At 66.8% G+C, this 18,893-nt stretch carries 16 protein-coding genes; 6 read left to right on the top strand and 10 right to left on the bottom strand.

Translation table 11 applies throughout. The features are described from left to right. The first annotated feature begins 264 nt into the window (after positions 1-264). A complete protein-coding gene (locus QHF83_RS11220; RefSeq protein ID WP_282417781.1) occupies positions 265-1,476 on the top strand; it encodes a winged helix-turn-helix domain-containing protein in 1,212 nt (403 codons plus the stop codon). Between the two features lie 4 nt (positions 1,477-1,480). On the opposite strand, the gene QHF83_RS11215 is transcribed toward QHF83_RS11220, so the two are convergent. The 6 genes from QHF83_RS11215 to QHF83_RS11190 all read right to left on the bottom strand — a co-directional run bounded on the left by QHF83_RS11215 (position 1,481) and on the right by QHF83_RS11190 (position 6,840). Beyond that, positions 1,481-2,404: an ADP-ribosylglycohydrolase family protein gene (locus QHF83_RS11215; RefSeq protein ID WP_282417780.1), complete on the bottom strand. Its 924-nt coding sequence runs from the start codon at positions 2,402-2,404 to the stop codon at positions 1,481-1,483. A 362-nt stretch (positions 2,405-2,766) separates the two neighbouring features. Further along, positions 2,767-3,702 carry a hypothetical protein gene (locus QHF83_RS11210; RefSeq protein ID WP_282417779.1) on the bottom strand — a complete coding sequence of 312 codons (936 nt, stop codon included), beginning with the start codon at positions 3,700-3,702 and terminating at the stop codon, positions 2,767-2,769. Between the two features lie 237 nt (positions 3,703-3,939). After that, positions 3,940-4,425, bottom strand: a complete 486-nt coding sequence (locus QHF83_RS11205) for a hypothetical protein (RefSeq protein ID WP_282417778.1) — start codon at positions 4,423-4,425, stop codon at positions 3,940-3,942. A gap of 199 nt (positions 4,426-4,624) precedes the next feature. Then, on the bottom strand, positions 4,625-5,227 hold the full coding sequence (locus tag QHF83_RS11200) for a hypothetical protein (RefSeq protein ID WP_282417777.1): 603 nt from the start codon (positions 5,225-5,227) through the stop codon (positions 4,625-4,627). A 129-nt stretch (positions 5,228-5,356) separates the two neighbouring features. Then, the gene (locus tag QHF83_RS11195; RefSeq protein ID WP_282417776.1) at positions 5,357-5,947 is read right to left on the bottom strand and encodes a hypothetical protein; all 591 of its coding nucleotides are present in this window, start codon (positions 5,945-5,947) and stop codon (positions 5,357-5,359) included. 161 nt (positions 5,948-6,108) lie between these two features. Further along, positions 6,109-6,840, bottom strand: coding sequence for a hypothetical protein (locus QHF83_RS11190; protein ID WP_282417775.1), 732 nt, complete (start codon positions 6,838-6,840; stop codon positions 6,109-6,111). Positions 6,841-6,948: 108 nt separating this feature from the next. Between QHF83_RS11190 and QHF83_RS11185 the strand changes: the two genes are divergently transcribed. The 3 genes from QHF83_RS11185 (at position 6,949) to QHF83_RS11175 (ending at position 14,341) form a co-directional block, all read left to right on the top strand. Beyond that, positions 6,949-7,716 carry a hypothetical protein gene (locus QHF83_RS11185; protein WP_282417774.1) on the top strand — a complete coding sequence of 256 codons (768 nt, stop codon included), beginning with the start codon at positions 6,949-6,951 and terminating at the stop codon, positions 7,714-7,716. Positions 7,717-8,058: 342 nt separating this feature from the next. Continuing rightward, complete coding sequence (locus tag QHF83_RS11180) at positions 8,059-11,676, top strand: CHAT domain-containing protein (protein WP_282417773.1); 3,618 nt, start codon at positions 8,059-8,061, stop codon at positions 11,674-11,676. A gap of 28 nt (positions 11,677-11,704) precedes the next feature. Beyond that, complete coding sequence (locus QHF83_RS11175) at positions 11,705-14,341, top strand: DUF1566 domain-containing protein (protein ID WP_282417772.1); 2,637 nt, start codon at positions 11,705-11,707, stop codon at positions 14,339-14,341. Between the two features lie 34 nt (positions 14,342-14,375). On the opposite strand, the gene QHF83_RS11170 is transcribed toward QHF83_RS11175, so the two are convergent. Then, positions 14,376-15,077: a peptidoglycan DD-metalloendopeptidase family protein gene (locus tag QHF83_RS11170; RefSeq protein ID WP_282417771.1), complete on the bottom strand. Its 702-nt coding sequence runs from the start codon at positions 15,075-15,077 to the stop codon at positions 14,376-14,378. 214 nt (positions 15,078-15,291) lie between these two features. On the opposite strand from QHF83_RS11170, the gene QHF83_RS11165 reads away from it, so the two are divergent. Further along, the gene (locus QHF83_RS11165) at positions 15,292-15,447 is read left to right on the top strand and encodes a hypothetical protein (protein WP_282417770.1); all 156 of its coding nucleotides are present in this window, start codon (positions 15,292-15,294) and stop codon (positions 15,445-15,447) included. A 30-nt stretch (positions 15,448-15,477) separates the two neighbouring features. Here the strand turns inward: QHF83_RS11165 and QHF83_RS11160 are convergent, their stop codons facing one another. Then, complete coding sequence (locus QHF83_RS11160; RefSeq protein ID WP_282417769.1) at positions 15,478-16,122, bottom strand: hypothetical protein; 645 nt, start codon at positions 16,120-16,122, stop codon at positions 15,478-15,480. 98 nt (positions 16,123-16,220) lie between these two features. Further along, complete coding sequence (locus QHF83_RS11155) at positions 16,221-16,955, bottom strand: hypothetical protein (RefSeq protein WP_282417768.1); 735 nt, start codon at positions 16,953-16,955, stop codon at positions 16,221-16,223. 99 nt (positions 16,956-17,054) lie between these two features. Between QHF83_RS11155 and QHF83_RS11150 the strand changes: the two genes are divergently transcribed. Beyond that, a complete protein-coding gene (locus tag QHF83_RS11150; RefSeq protein WP_282417767.1) occupies positions 17,055-17,822 on the top strand; it encodes a hypothetical protein in 768 nt (255 codons plus the stop codon). A gap of 24 nt (positions 17,823-17,846) precedes the next feature. Here the strand turns inward: QHF83_RS11150 and QHF83_RS11145 are convergent, their stop codons facing one another. Further along, positions 17,847-18,860 carry a tetratricopeptide repeat protein gene (locus tag QHF83_RS11145; protein ID WP_282417766.1) on the bottom strand — a complete coding sequence of 338 codons (1,014 nt, stop codon included), beginning with the start codon at positions 18,858-18,860 and terminating at the stop codon, positions 17,847-17,849. Positions 18,861-18,893 lie beyond the last annotated feature (33 nt).

Here is an 18,893-nt window from a genome sequence, read left to right as displayed (position 1 = left end):
ATGGCGCGTACGCGGCGCGGCTTCGGTCGGCCAGCAGATCACGTGCAGCGCGCGCACTCGTCCCCGTCCGCCCTGGGTACGAGAAACACCAGGGGCGACGATGTGGGACGGGCCTTCGCGCTTACACGAAGAAGAAGAGCATGGCGGCGTGAGCTTGCACGCGTTGAGGGTGCCTTGTCAAGAGCCCACGCGCCTGCCTGCACGGCGCGGCGCTCACGCCCCGTTTGGCCCTCGGACGTACCACGGCTACCATGCGGGTCCCCCATGAAGGAGAAGCTCGACCTCTCGGCCAAGCAAGCACGGCGTATCGCCCTCGCGGCGCAAGGTTTTGCCGAAGCGCGCCCGGCGAGCGTGAACCGACGCCACTTCGCGAAGACGGCGGAGCGGCTCGGCGTGATCCAGCTCGACAGCGTCAACGTCCTCGTCCGCACGCACTACCTCCCCGCATTCTCGCGGCTCGGCGTGTATCCGCAGGCGCTCCTCGAAAAGGAGGCCTGGGGCAAGAAGCGCTCGCTCTTCGAGTACTGGGGGCACGAGGCCTCGCTGATGCCGCTCGCGCTCCAGCCCTTGCTGCGCTGGCGCATGGCGCGCGCGCGGGCGGGGGAGCTCTGGGGCGGGCTCGCGCGCTTCGCCAAGGAGAAGCGCGCTTATATCAAGAGCGTCCTCGCCGAGATCGAGAAGCGCGGTCCGGTCACGGGGGGCGATTTCGCCACGGGCCCCCGGGGCGCGCCGGGCTGGTGGTCGTGGTCCGACGGCAAGAGCGCGCTCGAATGGTTGTTCTGGGCTGGATACCTGACGACGGCGACGCGGCGCGGCTTCGAGCGGGTGTATGATCTGACCGAGCGGGTCATGCCTGCCGACATCATGGCCTTGCCCACGCCGCCCGAGGCCGACGCCCAGCGCGAGCTCGTCCGTATGGCCGCGCGTGCCATGGGCGTCGCGACCGAGGCCGACCTGCGCGATTATTTCCGATTGCCCGTGCAGGTGGCTCGCGCCCGCGTGCAGGAGCTCGTCGAGGCCGGCGACCTCTTGCAGGTGTCGGTCGAGGGCTTCCAGAAGCCGGCGTACCTGCATCCCGAGGCGCAGACGCCGCGTCGGATCGCGGCGCGCGCATTGCTTTCGCCGTTCGACAACCTGATCTGGTTCCGCGACCGCACCGAGCGGCTCTTCGGGGTGAAGATCCGGCTGGAGATCTATACGCCGGCCGAGAAGCGCACCCACGGCTATTACGTGCTCCCGTTCCTCGAAGGCGACACCATCACCGCGCGGGTGGACCTGAAGGCCGACCGCAAGGCAGGCGTGCTGCGGGTGCAGGCCTCCCACACCGAGCCCGGGGCGGGGCCCGACACGCCCGACCTATTGGCGGTGGAGCTCTCCCATATGGCCGAATGGCTCGGGATGGAGCGCGTCGAGGTGGCGGCGCGGGGGAACCTGGCGAAAGCGCTCGGGGCAGCCGTCTCGGCGCTCCCCGCGTGACGACCTATCTTTCCGCGCCGAGCGCGAGCGGCTCTCGCGCGGCGATCCATTCGGCTGGGATCGACGCGCGCCCGGCCGACAGCGCCACGACGCCGCCCGCCATCGCGCACGTCGTGTCCCGATCCCCGAGACCGCCGACGGTCGTCCAGAGCGCTTCCTCGTAGCTGTCGAGGTGCCGCGCGGCGCACCACAGCGCAAACGGCACCGTGTCCCACGAAAGCACCCGATACCCCGATCCGAGCGTGCTCGCCGCCGTGCGCGGATCGTCCTCCAGCGGGATCGTCAATGCCTTCGCCAGACCGTCCTTCGTCTCACCGTCGGGCGTGAAGCGGAACGCCGCGCGAAGCAACGCCTCGCCCGATCGAACCTCCTTGCCCGTGCCCATCTGCCACGCCACCGCCGCCGCGACCGCCACCGCGACGGCGCCTGCCTGGCCGTCGGGGTGGGCATGCGTCACCTCGGCCGAGGCCTTGGCTTGCCGCACCACCTCGTCGAGATCGTCGGCGAAATAAGCGCCAAGCGGCGCGACGCGCATGGCGCCGCCGTTGCCCATCGAGCCTGTCCCGCCGAAGACCGCCTTCGCCGTGACCTGCCACGGAGTCCCCGTGACGATGTTCCGCAGGATCTCGTGAGCCGCGCCGCCGTACCCGCGATGCGGCTCGGCGCCGTACCGCCTGGCGAACACGCGCGCCAGCGCGTCTTGCTCGATCGTGCCGAGGCGCTCGAGCACCTCGACGATGCCCAGGGCCATCACGGTGTCGTCGGTGTACCTCCAGGGAGCGGCGGGGACGGCTCGCTCGGCGATCAGACGCTCGACGTGGTCGGGGTGCACGAAGAAGCGCTCTCCGAAGGCGTCCCCCGTGGAGAGGCCGTCGAGGGCGAGCAGGGCGCGTTCCATGCGGGCTGCGTGATCGGCGGGGAGGTTCATGGCGGGGGAAGAATACCTCAGGTGCCGCGCCGAGCGGTCCGGGTGATTCCGCCAAAGGTCCAGGCGCGCCCCGTCTCGGGTCCAGGCGCGGCTGGGTCAACCCTGACCGCTCCGTCCTCGGCTTCAGACGCTCCGTGCGGAACCTCGCGCATGGCTTCGCCGAGATCCAACCGCTCGACCTTCGGTCCAGGCGCCGCGCGCGCAGCCCGCGCACGGTTCCGGGTCAGGTCCACGCGTTCCCCGGTCAGGTCCACGCGTTCCTGGGTCAGGTCCACGCGCGGTCGTGTGAACCCCACTACGGTTCCGCATCAACCGCATGCGGTCCCTGGAGAGCCCCACGCGCCTCCGGCCCAGGTCCAGCCCTACTCCAAGGTGCCGGTGAGCTGCACGCCCGCACCGTCGTTCGACACGCTGGGCTGGATGATGACGCTGGGCTCGCGGGGACGGCTGGCGACGCCGATGATCAGGCCGGTCAGCGAGATCCCTGTGAGAATACCACCGGCGGCGGCAATTCCCGTCCACGTCGCGGCTGCCGATTTCGACTCTGCGTTATTCACCATGACGAGGCCCGTGACGACAGCCCCGACGCCGAGCCCGATCCCGACGCCGCTTGCGATCATGAGCTTCGTCGGCCAAGTCGGCTCCTCATTCTTCCCCCCGGTAGCGAGGTTCGCGTTGACGCTGAAATTCACAGGGCGGCTGAATCCAACAAAATGAGTATCATACTTCGTTTGCATTGCGATCGACAGCGGCTTCCGCTCTCCGGGCCCGACCTCCACATAGGTCTGATTCATCCAGTACGAGTCTTTCTTGGCCTTCACGGTGTGCTTCCCGGGCTCCACGTAGATCTCCGAGAAGTAGGGCCACTCCCGGACGTCCTCCCCGTCGATCGTCACGCGCACGTCGGGTACGTTGATCTTGATGGCAATCGCGCCAACACTCTTCTTGCAATGGCTGAAGACCTCGCGAACCAGCTCGACCGGACGCACGAAATCGAGTTGACGCGTCCAGCCCTGGAGAGCGGTCTGGAGGTTCCGAGCGCAAGGCAGCATGTTGCCGGCCCGCGCGTCGGCGAGGCCGAGCTCGACGTAGGTGTTGCCGTACGGCTCCAGTCGCCAGGCGTCCCTGTACTTTTCGAGAGCCTCGTTGGTCTTCCCTTCCTTTTCGAGCGTCTGGGCTTCCCGGAGCAGAGCCAGCGTGTCCGGGTACCACGTCGAGAGGGCCCGGCCCGACGTGTACGACAGGTACGGGATCTTGGGGGGCTCGGTCGGGGAAGCGTCCACCGTGGGGGCCGCCATCACCGACGAGGAGACGAGGGAACCAGCGAAGAGAGCCGCGCTTGCGGCGTGCAGGAGTTTCATGCGCGCGAGCGTACCCCCGATCGACGAGGCCGGTCAAGACAAACCGTTTGCCCAGGTGCACGCCGGCAAACCCGGGGTTCGTCCAGGACCAACGGTCGCCGCGACGTGGACGGGCGGCGTGCAGCTCACCTTCGCCTGCCGGTCCTCGTCTCCCGAGTCCCTCGCACACTCGACCTACAGAGGCGGCTGCCCCTCTGGATACACGAGCTTCAGTCGTTTCTCCCGCAGTCGGGCTTCTTCGCGACAGACGTCTTCGATCTGTCGGACCAGCTCTTCGGAGAGCCCGAGCTTCGCTGCCATTCGGATCACCATCGCCCTCTCCCGGTCGCTGCATTCGCCATCCGCGCTGCAGGCTCGAATCGCGTCGTAGACGAGAAAACGCCGGCAAGCATTCGACTCCGGCGTCGACGAGATGAGCTGCTCGATGTCTTCGTCGGCCCCGTAGGATTTGAGCTCGTCGACCAGCGAGTCCGGCGCGCCGAACGCAGCAGAGTGACCGACCGCCCAGTCTCTCTCTTCGGGTGCCAATGTACCGTCACCATTGGCACAAATGAGGACCGCCTTCATGTAACCTTCGAACGTGGCAGCCGTTGGAAGTGCGCGAAAATCGGCCTTGTCTTTGAATAACCACAAACATCCGCGCTCGCGATTCGTCGTCATATTCACACCTCGGTGCTGCGGCAGCCATCGTGCCAGGCCGCCCGCATGGCGCGCACGGTTTCATGCCTTGCAGGAGGTATCAAGTTTTCGTTTCGCCCACCAGGCGCCCCTATCACCCATGCGACCCGCGCCTTCGCCCCGAACTCCCTCTGCGCCAGACAATCTTCATGTCAGCACCGTGCGGCTGAGCCGTAGCGATTCACAGCGCGTCCCCGCCGGCTCCGCCGCCGTGGGTTGCTCTCCACTCCCTCTCCGCCTTCGAAGGCATCCCTCGGGTCATCTTCTCGAGCGCGCGCATGCTTTCTCCGAGCGAGTCCCGGACGGGCATCTCGACGGCAAACTCCTCCGCCGCCGCCTCCGCGACGCGCCGCCACTTTTCATCGACTGGCTGTCCGAGGTCTTCCGACAGCTCGACCAGTGCGGGGAAGTAATATGCGGCGCGCGCCAGAAACTTGGGGTCTTGATGGCTGAATGCCTCCTCGAAAGCCTCCAGGGCTTCGCGATGCCTTCCGAGGAGCTCCAAGATCCCCGCCTTTTCAAGGCCATACGACCATCGATCCGTGACGTTCTCGAATCCGAGCTGCGCCTTGGCTTCGGATGCTTGCAGGGCTTCCTCGTACCTGCCTGCCTCGTAGAGAATGTTCGCGCGCTCCGTTGCGATGCTTCGATCCATCCATCCATCATGATCACGATGGCGGTTCGCCTTTTCGAACCCATCCACCTGCGCGAGCGCCTCGTCGTATCGTTTGCTCTCCAGGAGCTCGATGATATCGATGGTTTTGTACTCCACCGCCTCTTGCACCTCCAGCCGGTCGAGGCACGTGGCGCACACCTCGTTCGTGCGCCCCGCGCGCGTGTATGTATTCGTCGCCTCTCGCTTCTCGCAGAACGAGCAAGGTTGAGCTTTTTCACTGGGAGACGGCATGATGTTTCACTCGTCGAGTTGGGGAGGCTTGCGAGTCCGGTCGTCGTTTTCCGAGTCCCTCGCACACTTCGGCAGCATCTCCCGGGTCATCTCCGCGAGCGCCAGCATGCGCTCTGCAAGCGACTCATGAGCGGGCATCTCGATTCCATAGGCTTCCGCCACCGCTTCAGCGAGGCTCTGCCACTTCGGGTCGACAGGCTGTCCGAGCTTTTCCGAAAGCTCCACCAAGGCGACGAGCTTTTCCCCTACAGAAAAGAGGTAAGGGTCTCGATGGCCGAGCGCATCTTCGAGGGCAGCCAACGCTTCTCGCGGTCGCCCGAGCGCGTCCAATGCCAGAGCTGTTTCGAAGCCATGCTCCCATCGCTCCGACACCCTGGTGAAGCCGAGCTGTGCCCACGCTTTACAGGCTTGCTCCGCCTCGGCATACCGGCCCGCGTCGGAGAGGATCATCGCGCGGACATGAGCGACCCTGCGGGCGAACCGTCGGTCATGGTCACAGCCTCGACTCTTCTCCAGAAACGCATTCAGGCGCTCGAGCGCTTCGTCGATGTGTCCACGTTCCGCAAGCTCCAAGCTTTGACCGAGTACGTGCTCCAATTCATCTCGCATGCTCAGCCACTCGAGACACCTCGCGCAAACCAAGGTGAGGGGTGCCCCAGGGTACGCGAACGGCTCCGTCGCCTCATTTTCGTTGCAGGACCAGCAAATCTCAGGTTTTTCGTCGGGAGCCTGCACGGCGCTTCACTCCTGCAAGGGCATCATTTCGGGCGAGAACCTGGACGCGGGCACTTGTCTTCAGGCCACACGGCCTTCTTTACACAGTGGTCGAAACATGCTTCACATTGCTTGTAATTGCCGAACTTCCTCCTGTTCCACTCTGGTTGCCATGGGTTCTCGAGACACTCCTCCAGCAGCGGGTAACACAGCTTCTCGACCTTCCTCGGCCGCCGACGGATCGCCTCGGCCGTCTCCTCCACGGCATGCGCGGTGACAACCACGATGATCGTCACCCCCGCGGCAACGATCAACACCGGCACCAGGCTCACGGCGGGTCCCAGGACCACGACATTCCCCATGGCGCCGCGGGCGTGCGGGGACAGCATCACGCCCTCCGGCGCCGAGGATCGCAGCGGCGTGACGACCCCAGGCAACGACATCGCCTGGAGCGCGTGCTCCATGCACGTTTCGATCTCCCGATCGCCGATCTCCGACTCCCGGATCTTGGCCGCGCGGACCTCTCCGCTCTCCATTACGTCGACGTCGAAGATGATGGCGTAGTGGGTGCCCTTCAGCCGACCGGCGCCATGCTCGGCGCACGCCTCGAGCTCGGAGACCGTCGCCGCAGGGACCGACGGGCCATCGCCCGAACCGTGATGGCTGGGCCGCGGGTTCCCGATGGGGCCGCTGCCACAGCCGAACGGCGTGAAGACAAAGCCCAAGCCGAGGGCGAGCCCCAAGGATGCCGTAAGCCTTGTTGCCATGGAGTTCATGTTTGACAGTTTACAGGTCCACCCATCAGCAACAAGAGCGGCGCGGACTCGTGGACACATGTGCGCTCGCTCATGTAGCGTGCGCAACCTCCAGGGAGGACGTTCCGCATGGCGCTCGACTTGACGACTCTTTCTCCGGAAGCTCGCGCGGCCTTCATCAAGGATGGCGAGCGGTTCGGCTCCGAGGACACGCTCGAACAGGCCAACCAGACCTTGAACGCATACCTGACCCACGGCTCGAAGCTCGTGGCCTTCGGCTTCGCGCCCGAGGATGCCGCCGAATTGAAGGACGCGCGGGATCTGCTCATCGGGGCGGGCGTGGGGCGCAATGCGAAACGTACGAACAAGAAAATCGACACAGCCGCGCACGCAAAGGCCATGCGGGACGGGCAGGGGATTCGATTGCGCGCCCGCTCGGTGCTCGCCGGATCAAAACGCGCGCTGCTCCTCGCGGGCCAAGCGGAAGCGGTCCAGAAGATCGACGTGCTGCTCGGCCAGGACTCCGCGGCCGCGGACGACGCCGAAGGGCTGGCCCAACAACTCGATGCCCTGCACAGCCAGCTGAAAGACACCACGGTCGCGAACTTCGCCAAAAATCGCGGCGGGCCCCAAGCGGTCCTGGATCTGCAAGCGAAGGCGCAAGCCCTGCGCGACGCCGCGAAGGTGAAGGCAGAGCCGCGGGGGACGCCCGTGGAGACGGAGACGCTGGACCTCATCGACGGCATCATCGTGAGCCTCGCGCGCACGGCGAGGGAAGCCGCGGAGGCGGCGGCGCGGGAGCTCGGGGAGCCGGCGATTGCGACGGCATTCGAGCTGTCGGCCCTGTACAAGCGGCGCGCGAAGAAAAAGGCCGAGGAGCCCGCGCAGGGCGGTTGATGCGCTTGCCGTTCGTCCCTGACGACCGGTATCCTACCGCGCATGGCCGAATCCCTGTTCCAGCTCCTGCTCGACACGCGGAAGGATGCACAGGGATTCACGCTACGGCTCCTCGATGCCCGCGGCGTGCAGATCGACGCCCGCGAGGTGCGCCTCGCCGACCATCCCGCGAGCGATTGGGAGGGCATCTGGGACACCCGCGCCCACGTCGGTCGGGTCGCCAAGGGGCCCGGCGACGAAGCACGCGTGCTCGACGAGGTCGCGGCGTTCCTCGGCAAGGCGATCCTCGGAGAGACCATCACGCGCGCCCTCGCCGAGGGCAAACGCCAGCGCACGCTCCTCGTGCGGATCCCCGCGCCCGGAGACGACACGAAACGAAATCAGCTCGCCGCGGCGCTGGCCCGCATTCCCTGGGAGCTCGCGCGTGCGCCAGAGGATCCGCTCCGCCTGCTCGACCGGAACCTCGTCGTCCGCGTCGCCTTCGGACGAACGGCGGATGCGATTCTGAACGAGCCTGTCGAAATCGGCGCCGAGGAGCCGCTCAAGGTCTTGCTCGTCTTCGCCGAAGCCCCCGGCTCCTCGCGCCTGCTCGCGGCCCGGCTGGAGCGCGAGCGGCTCCTCGCGCTTTTCTTCGACGAGATCCTGCCGCACCGCCGCGTCGAGGTCGACGTCCTTTGCCACGGCGTGACCCGCGCGCGGCTCGCGACCCAGATCAAGAACCGCGGCGGGTATCACGTCGTCCACTGGAGTGGCCACGGCACGCAGGATGGCTTGCTCGTCGAGCCCGACGAGCCCGGCGGCCCGAGCGTATCGCTCCGCGGCAAGGAGCTCGCCGACATCTTCGGGGAGAGCGGCTTCTTTCCCTCGCTATTTTTCCTCGGCGCGTGCCATGGTGGCCACATCCGCGAGGCCAGCGAATGGGCCGCGTTGCAAGCTCGCGCGAGGCACCCCGAGATGGGCGAGGAGGTGCGCAGCGGGGAGCTCGCGCCCTTGCCGAAGATCGTCGAGGAGACACGCGGCCACGTCGGCACCGCGCTCGGCTTGCTGGAGGCCGGCGTCGAGCAGGTCGTCGCGATGCGGTACGAGGTTCGGGACGTGTATGCACGAAGGCTCGCGCGTCGTTTCTTTCGCCATGTGCTCGCGGACGAGGCGTTGCATCCGGCGGATGTCGCGCTTTCCCTGGCGCGCAAGGAGCTGGTCGACGACGCGCAGCGCGCCGGGCAGTACCATCCTGCGGATCACGCTGATCCCGTGATCCTCGGCGCCCGACGCGTGCAACTTCGTCCGGCCTCTGGCGCGAGCGCGCAGATGGAGCGCCGAGATCCTCGGCCACCGCCGCTCTTACCGCGGCCCATACGGGATCTCGATCCGCCGCACGGCTTCCTCGGCCGCTCCGTCGAGCTCGGCAGGCTCGGTCGCGAGTGGATCGATGGCACGACGCAGCCCATGGCGCTCCTGACGGGGCTCGCCGGCATGGGCAAGACGACGCTGGCCGCGGAGGCGATCCACCTCTGGCACGACCGGTTCCGCGTGGTGCTCGCGTTCCAGAGCCGCGCGGTGCCTTTGCGGCTCGACGAGCTTTACCGACAGGTGCACACGAAGCTCCTGCTCGAGTTGCCCCATTACCGGGAGACGGTTCGGAAGAACCCGACACGCGCGATCCATTTCGAGAAGCCGGGCGACCTCTCATCTGACACCTGGCTCGATGCGCTCCAGCAGAACCTGCTCGACGTCATGCGGAGGGAGTCGATTCTGCTCGTCCTCGACAACTTCGAGACGCACCTCGGCTCCGAGCGCGCCGAGCGTGGGTATTCCTGCCTGGATCCACGCTGGGACGCGCTGCTTGGGGTGCTCGTAGACGATCTCGCGGGACGCGCGTCGCGTGTGCTGGTCACGAGTCGCCACGTGCTGCAAGCATACCGACCTGGCAAGGTTTGCTGGGTGCAGATCGGGGCGCTCTCGAAATGGGAGACTGCGCTCTTCGTCCAGGGCCGGCCGCATCTTCAGGCGATGGTGGATGCGGGCGGCGAGACGAAAGAACTGCTCGACAAGATGCTCACGCGAAGCGGCGGGCATCCATTCGTGCTGGCGCAGCTCGATGCGCTGGTGAGGCAACACGTGCGGCCGGGACGCGGGTTGTCGGAGAAGGGGCGGGCAACGATCGAACAGGTGGTGGATGGACTGGAGGTGCAGGGGTTCTCGGAAGCGCCGGGGTTTTTCGAGTCGGTGGTGACGGGGGCGGAGCGGGAAGCTGCGCAGGCCTATTGGGAGGAAGTGGCCTTCAAGGCGGCGGATCGTTTGATAGAGCGGCTGTCGGTGCCAGCGCGGCGGCTTTGTTATGTCGTCACGCGGGCGGAGGAGGCCGTGCCGGAGGAAATGATCGAAGCCGTTTGGCGAGAATGGGTGCCTGCGGAAGGAACGACGCTCGAAGAGTTGTTGGAGGAGCTTTCGACGAGCGGGCTTGTGCAGCGCGGAGATGGGATGCTGGGGTTCCATCCGCTGGTGGGGGAGCGGACGGCGGCGTGGAGAGCGGCGCGGGCGAAGGAAGCGGACGGGTCGGAGCAGGCAGGGATCCTGCGGGCATTTGGCGGGTGGTACGCGTCACGATTTTGGACGCGGATGCAGGGCGGTAAGATGGTCGAAGCGCTGGAAGCGGGGCGGCGTGGAATCCGAGAGTTGGTGAGGGCAGGGGCGATCGAGGGGTTGGCCCGCGTTGCGCCGGGAATGGTCACCTCCACAAGGGACCCCGCACAGCTAAGTCCGATCATCGCGGATCTTCGGGCCGTGATCGATCTAACACCGCCAGGAAGAGCCCGTTGGGTCTTGCGATCAGCACTGGCAGATGCCCTGGATAATGTAGGGCGGCCCAACGACGGGCTCACGGTCTTCCAGCAGGCCGCAACCGAGGCAGAGGAGGCAGGGCACCATGAGGACCTCAGCATCATCCTCCAAGACTGGGCATGCGCACTCGTAGGTGTGGGTGAATTCGAAGAGGCGAGGCGAACGTACCAGCGCAGCGCCAGGGTAGCGGCACAGGCAGGCAGGCACCGCGTATATGTACTCGGGAGCGAGCTTGAGGCCCTGCGGATCGACGTGATCCAGGGCCGAGCCGCAGACGTGCTTTCCGCCATCGAGGCACGGCTGGGGGAGGTGCACGCCTTCTGGCAGCGTCGACAAACGGGTGAGGAGGTTCCAAATGCGCCTGGTGTTGAGCAGCTTGCCCGTGTCCTGATCAGCGCTCTGGATATCGCGCGCGAAGCCCTCTCTAACCTCGAACAGTGGCAGGAAGCGCTGGATCGAATTGATGCAATCGAAGCTGTGGACCGCGCTCGTGGTGAGAGCATGCACACGCTCGCACGCACCCGGTTCAATCGGTACCAACCGCTCCTTGAGCTTGCCCGCCAGGCATCTACCAGGGGAAACGCGACTGAGGAGCGGCGCCTGTGCGAAGTGGCCAAGCGTCTGCTAGAAGAATGCCTCGACATCTTCCGAGGTGCCGGGGACGTCATTCATGAAGTCACTGCGCGATCCGCACTGGCCAACGTCTGGTCCAGGCTCGGCGACCCGGCGCAGGCCCTCAAGCAGGAGCAAATGGCGCTCGATGTACGAAATGCGCAGCCCGCTCCTGAAGCTCGCTCGGTCTCGCACCATAACCTTGCCGCCTACCTCCAGGCAACTGGCAAAGGAATGGAAGGCTCCCGGCACTGGCTCGCGGGGCTTGTTTACCGTCTCGCGACTGGCCTTGATGTGCACCCCTCACTCCGCGCCTTGGCCTTTCACCACCACCTTACCTCCTCACGCGGTGAAACCTTCACCCCGCCCACTCTCGCGTCCCTCCTCCAGGATCCCGAATTCGCCCCCCTGCGCCAGTTCCTCGCCGACCGAGGCGAGGACATCGAAGCCCTCGACGACCGGATCCGCGCCGCCATCGAAACGGCATCCGGGGCCGAGAACGAATGACCGCTCGCGCGCCAAGCCGGTTCGCCCCATGAAACGCTCCCCCCTCGTCCTCCTCGCCCTCGTCGCAGCCTGCGGCGGCGCCCCCGCCTCGCCCTCGGCCTCCGCCCCGCAGGCCCCCGGCTCCGCGCCGACCGCGCCCGACGCCTCGTCGGCGGCTTCGCTCCTGCCGCGACCGGTCTTCGACCTCCCGCCCGCCGAAAGCCCATCCGCCTCGCTCGCCGACGCCGTCCGGGCGAGCCACAAGATCCTCGTGGGCACGATCTCCGAGATCCATGCCTTCAAGCGCCCCTGCGAGGTCGACCTCGTCCTCGAAATGCGCACCGAAATGGTCCTCCGCGGCGATACGCCGCGGTGGGACACCTTGTTCGTGTCTTTCCCGCGCGCCGCGGGCGCAAACAAAGATTGCGCCCGCATACCGATCGGATATCGCGGCGCGCCCGCGCCGTCGCGCCTCGCCGTCGGGCAGCGCCTCGTCTTTTTCGTGGGCTGGCACCGCGAGGTCGCGCGGGAGCCCTCGCCCCCCGCTTCGCGCTGGAATTCGCACGCCCTCCACGATCGCCACATCCTCGGCGAGGATCTCCTCGCCGTCGCGGACGTGGACGAGATTCCCGCCATCGTGCGCCTGCGCGGGCCGCTCGTCACCGACGCGCAGCTCTCGCCCCTCGCCGGAAAACCCTCCTCGCGCGTGGAGGGCGACGTCGTGATCGACGCCGCGACGGGCCTCGCGTGGCAGCGGGGCGTCGCGCAACGAGAGCTCGCGATCGTCTCGGCCACGCACCATTGTGAAAACCTCGTGCTCGGGGGCCACGACGATTGGCGCTTGCCTCGCTTCTTCGAGTGGCTCTCCATCGTCGACCACGGCCGCGCGAGCCCCGCGCTCGATCCCTCGGTGTTTCGTGGCCCTGCTGAAGGCCTGCTCTGGGCCGGCACCGAGGACGCCGGCGCCAACTGGGTCCTCGATGTCGCCGATGGAAACCTTCATTCGACCCATTACGACGATCCGAGCCCCTACGGAAAGTACCACGTCCGCTGCGTGCGCTCCGCGGAGGGCCCCTCGCTGCGCGCCGCGCCGCCCGGCGCGCGTTACCGGAAGGTGGGTGGGCTCGTCGAGGACGCGCTCCAGCGGCTCGGTTTTTCAGGCGCGATCGCCGCGCCGATGCGCTGGGCCGAGGCGAAAACGTTCTGCGAGGCGAAGGTCGAGGCTGGTCACGACGATTTTCGGCTCCCCACCGCGCGCGAGCTCGTGAGCTTGTCCGAGGCGAGCCTCTGCGAGGACCTCTGGCAGGACGCCCCGGAGGGCGAGCAGGGGCTCTGGACGTCGACGCTCCATCCCAGCGACAAAGGCCGCGCGTTCCAGGTGCGAAACCTCTGCTCGCCGCAGTACTGGTCCGAGCCGACGGTCGGGCCGCCCGACTTCGCGAGCGAAGGCGAAGACCACGCGCGTTTCCGGGCCCTGTGCGTGCGCGACCTCGCGCCGCTCCCCAAACCCGGGGCCCTGGTCCAGAGCCGCTACCCGAGCGGCCACGCCTTCGCCGAGGGCGCGCTACGCAATGGGAAGCGGCACGGCACGTGGACATACCACCACGATCAGGGTCCCCCGTGGATGCGCCTCGAATACCGGGACGGCGTGCTCGACGGGGCATTTTCGATTTTTCACGACAGCGGCGAGCGCCGCGCCGAGGGCGCGTACGCCGCCGGCGCGCCGGCCGGGACGTGGACGCATTTCGACGCGCTCGGGCGGCGTGAATCCGTGGTGCCCTACGAACGCGGCCTGCGCTCCGGACGATCGACGACGTATGCGCCCGAAGGATCGAAGCTGCGCCTCGAAGAGACCTGGGCCGAGGGCCTGCGAAACGGGCCGGTCGTCGCGTACGACGAGGAGGCGGGGACGAAGGCGAGCGTGACGCTCTACGCGGCCGGCTTTCGCGAAGGCGCCATCGAGACGTTCCACCCGAACGGCAAGCGCGCCATGAGCGGCGCGTATCGAGAGGACGAGCCCGTCGGCACCTTCACGCGTTTCCACCCGAACGGCGCGCACGCCGCCGTCTTCTCCTTCCGCGGGGGCGAGCTCGACGGCCCGTACGAGTCCTTTCATCCGGACGGCAAGCCCCACGAAAAAGGCACGTACCACGAGGGCTTGCGCGACGGCGATTTCATCGCGCTGTATCCGTCGGGCAAACGCGCCGCGGAGGGCCCGTTCCAGCGAGGGACGGGGACCTTGCGCGAATTCTACGAGAACGGCAAGCCGCGGTACGAGCAGCCGCAGGTGGGAGGGCTCCGCGAGGGGCTGACCGTGTTCTTCCGGGAGGACGGCTCGAAGGACCACGAGGTCGGCTTCTCCCGCGACGGCCTCGACGGCCCTTGGCGCGAGTACGATCCGAGCGGGCGATTGACATTCGAACGGCATTTCGACAAGGGCCGGGAGCACGGGCCGTACGTGCGATTTCACTCGAATGGACAGAAATACGAGGAGGGCACGTACGCGCAGGGGCTGAAGGTCGGCCCCTACCGGCGCTGGGACGAGGACGGCAAGATCTCCGAGGAGGGCGAGTTTCTGGGCGGCCTGTACCATGGAACGTGGACCGACTACATCGCCGGCAAGCCCTTCGTGCGTCGTTTCTACGAGCGCGGGGTCGAAGTGAAAGATCCCGAGTGGATCAGGTGACGAGGAACGTGCGCCGGTCGACGGCGCGGCCCCATCACCAGCGGATCACGAACCGGCTGGCCGGGAACAGGCGTTTCGTCGTTTCCCGGCCGCCCGGGTGCATCAGGCCGTCCGCGCCGCTCCCCGAGAACCCCAGGGAGCGCTGGAACCGGGCCACCGCAGCCTTCGTCTTCGTCAGGTAGTTGCCCGTGATGGGCAGCTTGGCGCCGACGCGGGCATTGAGCTCTCGCTGGAGCGCCTTGACCGAGTCCGAGTTCCTCTGACCGTATTTCAATTCTTTCCAGTGCACCTCGACCTTGCCGCCGCGAGGCCGCGGCGGCTTCGGCGCTCCGCCCTTTGCGGCCACAAGGATCCGAGGGTTCACATCGTCGCCGTAACGATACGGAGACCTCCGCACCTCGAAATGCAGGTGCGGTCCGGTCACCTTACCGGTCGCGCCGGAGAATCCCACGAGCTCACCGGCCTTGACGACCTGGCCGCGCTTCACGGAGATGCGGGAAAGGTGGGCGTAGAGGGCCTGGTATTTGCCGGTCTGGATGACCACGCAATACCCATACGAGGGCCCTTTGCCACCGCCGCCCCAGTTCGCGGCGACGACCTTGCCCCGGGCCGCGGCGACGACCCGTGTGCCCTTGGGACAAGCGTAGTCGGCGCCGGTGTGATAACCGCGTGCCCACTTCTTGCCACGCTTTCTCCACGGCGTGGTGATGCGGTGCCCGGGTACGGGATTGGCCATGTCGCCCCTCTCCTGAAGCCCGCGGCGCCATTCCTTCGCGGGGAGGGCGCCGCAGTGGCAGCCATACGTGCTCTACCGTGTGCATGGAGCCCGAAGGAGGTGCGTCAAGGCCGCGGTTTCGGCCCCCCGAACCTACCGCGCCGGCACGATCCGAAAGATCCCGCCGGGACCGACCACCCATCCAGGCTTCGCCCCCGGTGCGAGCACCCATCAGGTGATCCTGGTGGGCGAGGGGATGCAAGGGTTCGACGGGGAGGGGATGCACGACGTGGCGTCGTTCGAGGCGCCGGCCGGGTGGTTCACGTCGGCGGTGACGCAGGACGGGAGGACGGTCGTGGTGCGGGAGCTTCTGGAGACGGAGTCGAGGTAGGGATGACCGCGCCGGCGAGGGCCATCGCCCTCACGGCGCGTCCCTGCCGGCTTCGCCGCCCTGTTTCCTTCTCCACTCCCTCTCCCTCTTCGACGGCAGCTCTCGGGTCATCTCCGCGAGTGCGAGCATGCTTTCTTCGAGCGAATCCCGTACGGGCATGTCGACGGCATACTCCTCCGCCGCCGCCTCCGCGACGCGCCGCCACTTCTCATCAACTGGCTGCCCGAGATTCTTGGAGAGTTCGACCAGGCGGGGCAAGTAATAACGAATGCCCGATGCGTACGTCGGATCTTGATGACTGAATGCCTCCTCGAAGACCTCCAAGGCTTCCCGATGCCTCCCGAGCGCTTGCAGGGTATGCGCTTTTGCGCTGCCGTGCGACCATCGATACGTGACGTTCTCGAATCCGTGCTGCGCGACGGCATCCGAGGCTTGCAGCGCCTCGGTGTATCTCCCCGCTTGGTAGAGGATGAACTCGCGCGTCCATGCGACGCTTCGAGCCAGCCATCCGTCACGATCGCGATGACGGTTTGCCTCCCAGATGGCGTCCAGGCAAGCGAGAGCCTCATCGGACTGTCCACCCGTCGCCAACTCATACAAGTAGATGGTCTTGTCCTCGATCGCATCTTGCACGGCCATACGGTCGAGGCAGTTGGCACAAAGGATTTCGTCCATTTGGCCGCGTATGTACCTCTCGACGGCCGGATGCTTCTTGCAGACCGTGCATGATCGAGGGCTATCGGGGTGAGATTGCATGATTGACTCCTGGCGGCTCAGTTCGGGGGGCGGCGATAGCCGGGACGCGGACACTTGTAGTCAGGCCACTCCCTGTCCCTCAGGCACTCGGAATAACAGTCCCCACACTGCTTCCAGTCCCCAAACCTCTTCCGATTCCACTCGGGCTGTGGTCGGTACTCCAGACATTTAACCTCCTCCCTTTTGCACATCCTCTCGATATCGCGCCTCCGACCGGCCGCCTCGGCCGTCTCCTCCACGGCATGCACCGTGACAACCACGATGATCGTCACCCCCGCGGCAACGATCAACACCGGCACCAGGCTCACGGCGGGCCCGAGGACCATGACGTTCCCCAGGGCGCCGCGGGCGTGCGGGGACAGCATCACGCCCTCCGGCGCCGAGGACCGCAGCGGCGTGACGACCCCGGGCAACGACATCGCCTGGAGCGCGTGCTCCATGCACGCCTCCATCTCCCGATCGCCGATCTCCGACTCCCGGATCTTGGCCGCGCGGACCTCTCCGCTCTCCATCACGTCGACGTCGAAGAGGATGGCGTAGTGGGTGCCCTTCAGCCGACCGGCGCCATGCTCGGCGCACGCCTCGAGCTCCGAGACCGTCGCCGCAGGGACCGACGGGCCGTCGCCCGAACCGTGATGGCTCGGCCGCGGGTTCCCCATGGGGCCGCTGCCACAGCCGAGCGGCGTGAAGACAAAGCCCAAGCCGAAGGCGAGCCCCAAGGATGCCGTAAGCCTTGTTGCCATGGAGTTCATGTTCGGGAGTGTACAGACAGTCCAGGCCACGCGCCTCCCATCTGGACACCTGTGCGCTCCCTCATGTAGCGTGCGCAACCTCCAGGGAGGACGTTTCACATGGCGCTCGATTTGACGACTCTTGCTCCGGAAGCTCGCGCGGCCTTCATCAAGGATGGCGAGCGCTTCAGCTCCGAGGACACGCTGGAGCAGGCGAACCAGACCTTGAACGCATACCTGACCCACGGCTCGAAGCTCGTCGCCTTCGGCTTCGTGGCCGAAGACGCCGCCGAGCTGAAGGACGCGCGCGATGCTTTGATCGAGGCCGGAATCGGGCGCGAGTCGAAGCGGACGAGCAAGAAGGTCGATACAGCCGCGCACGCGGCGGCGATGCGGGACGGGCAGGCCATTCGATTGCGCGCACGTTCGGTGCTCGCCGGATCAAAACGCGCGCTGCTCCTCGCGGGTCAAGCGGGCGTGGTCCAGAAGATCACCGTGCAGCTCGACCGGGACTCCGTGGCCGCCGACGACGCCGAAGGGCTGGCCAAGCAGCTCGATGCCCTGCGCGCCGCCTTGAAGGAGCCCCCCGTCGCAGAGGCCGCGAAGACCCGCGGCGGGCCGCAAGCGGCCCTCGACCTCGAATCACGCGCGCAGGCGCTCCGCGACGTGGCGAAGACGAAGGCGCAGCCGCGGGGGACGCCCGTGGAGACCGAGACGCTGGACCTCATCGACGGGATCATCGTGAGCCTCGCGCGCACGGCGAGGGAAGCCGCGGACGCGGCGGCGCGGGAGCTCGGAGAGCCGGCCATCGCGACGGAGTTCGAGCTGTCGGCCCTGTACAAGCGGCCCGCGAAGAAGAAGCCCGAAGAGCCGGGGCAGGAAGGCTGATCGGCGCGCCCACGGCAGCGCCCCCTACTCGATGGATCCAGCGAGCTGGACGCCGCCGCCGTCCTTGGCGATCTGCGGCGTAATGATCACGTTCGGGGTGGGCGTGGGGCGGCTGGCGATTCCAGCGGCTCCGATGATGAGGCCGGCCAGGGAGAGCCCCGTGAGGCCACCGCCCGCGTAGGCGATGCCTTGCCCCAGCGTCGCGGAAGCGTCGCTCGTAGCGTTCGAGTTCATAATCAACCCGGTCACGAGAGCGCCGACGCCGAGGCCCATCCCGATGCCGCTCGCAACCATGAGGTTCCGAGGCCACGTGGGATGGTCGTTCTTCGACGATGTCGACAGGTTGGCGTTGATCGAGAAGTTCACGGGCCGCTCGAACCCGATGATCTGCGAGTGCACCCGCTCCTGCATGGCAATCGAGAGGTCCTTCCGTTCTCCCTTGCCGACCTCCACGGCCGTCTGGTTCATCCAGAACCCGAGCTTCGTGGCTTTGATGTGGTGCTTGCCCGGCTCGACGTAAAACTCGTTGAGATACGGCCACTCCGCGACCTCCTCGCCGTCGATGGTGATACGTGTATCCGGCACGTTCACCCGGATGGCGATGGTCCCGATGAATGGCTTGATGGCGTTCAGATACGTCCACAACTCCTCGCTCGTGTGGACCGTGAGGCCCGAGGCATGCCCCGTCGCGAGCACTTCCTGGAGCCGCCGAGCGGCGGGCAGGTAGTTCCCCGCCCGCGCCTGCGCCAGCGCCACCTCGACCTGTACGTCGATGAGGGGCTGTTGGTGCAAGGCATTGTCGTACGCTTCGAGTGCTTCCTCGATTCGCCCTTCCTTTTCGAGGGCCTGGGCCTTCATGAGGCTCTCGCGGCTCCGGAGAAAAAACATCTCCTTCGAGCGACGCGACGTATACGACGTGTACGGGATGATGGGCCGCTCCGCGGTGGGCGCCGGAGCGGGGGGCTCATCGGCCCGAGCTGGCAAGCCGACGACGAGCACCGCGAGGAGAACCGCATTTGCGAGGCGTAGGTGATTCATGCAGCCAAGCCTACGCCCACTCGCATAGGGCGG

The sequence above is a fragment of the Polyangium sp. 15x6 genome, assembly GCF_029960785.1.
Classification (GTDB): Bacteria; Myxococcota_A; Polyangia; order Polyangiales; family Polyangiaceae; genus Polyangium.
This window is presented reverse-complemented; position numbering and strand designations above follow the sequence as displayed.

Excerpts from the sequence above, each read along its gene's own strand:
- QHF83_RS11185 (WP_282417774.1), top strand. The coding sequence starts at position 6,949 with ATGGCGCTCGACTTGACGACTCTTTCTCCGGAAGCTCGCGCGGCCTTC.
- QHF83_RS11205 (WP_282417778.1), bottom strand. The coding sequence starts at position 4,425 with ATGACGACGAATCGCGAGCGCGGATGTTTGTGGTTATTCAAAGACAAG.
- QHF83_RS11150 (WP_282417767.1), top strand. The coding sequence starts at position 17,055 with ATGGCGCTCGATTTGACGACTCTTGCTCCGGAAGCTCGCGCGGCCTTC.
- QHF83_RS11220 (WP_282417781.1), top strand. The coding sequence starts at position 265 with ATGAAGGAGAAGCTCGACCTCTCGGCCAAGCAAGCACGGCGTATCGCC.
- QHF83_RS11190 (WP_282417775.1), bottom strand. The coding sequence starts at position 6,840 with ATGAACTCCATGGCAACAAGGCTTACGGCATCCTTGGGGCTCGCCCTC.
- QHF83_RS11210 (WP_282417779.1), bottom strand. The coding sequence starts at position 3,702 with ATGGCGGCCCCCACGGTGGACGCTTCCCCGACCGAGCCCCCCAAGATC.
- QHF83_RS11170 (WP_282417771.1), bottom strand. The coding sequence starts at position 15,077 with ATGGCCAATCCCGTACCCGGGCACCGCATCACCACGCCGTGGAGAAAG.
- QHF83_RS11160 (WP_282417769.1), bottom strand. The coding sequence starts at position 16,122 with ATGGACGAAATCCTTTGTGCCAACTGCCTCGACCGTATGGCCGTGCAA.
- QHF83_RS11175 (WP_282417772.1), top strand. The coding sequence starts at position 11,705 with ATGAAACGCTCCCCCCTCGTCCTCCTCGCCCTCGTCGCAGCCTGCGGC.
- QHF83_RS11155 (WP_282417768.1), bottom strand. The coding sequence starts at position 16,955 with ATGAACTCCATGGCAACAAGGCTTACGGCATCCTTGGGGCTCGCCTTC.
- QHF83_RS11145 (WP_282417766.1), bottom strand. The coding sequence starts at position 18,860 with ATGAATCACCTACGCCTCGCAAATGCGGTTCTCCTCGCGGTGCTCGTC.
- QHF83_RS11215 (WP_282417780.1), bottom strand. The coding sequence starts at position 2,404 with ATGAACCTCCCCGCCGATCACGCAGCCCGCATGGAACGCGCCCTGCTC.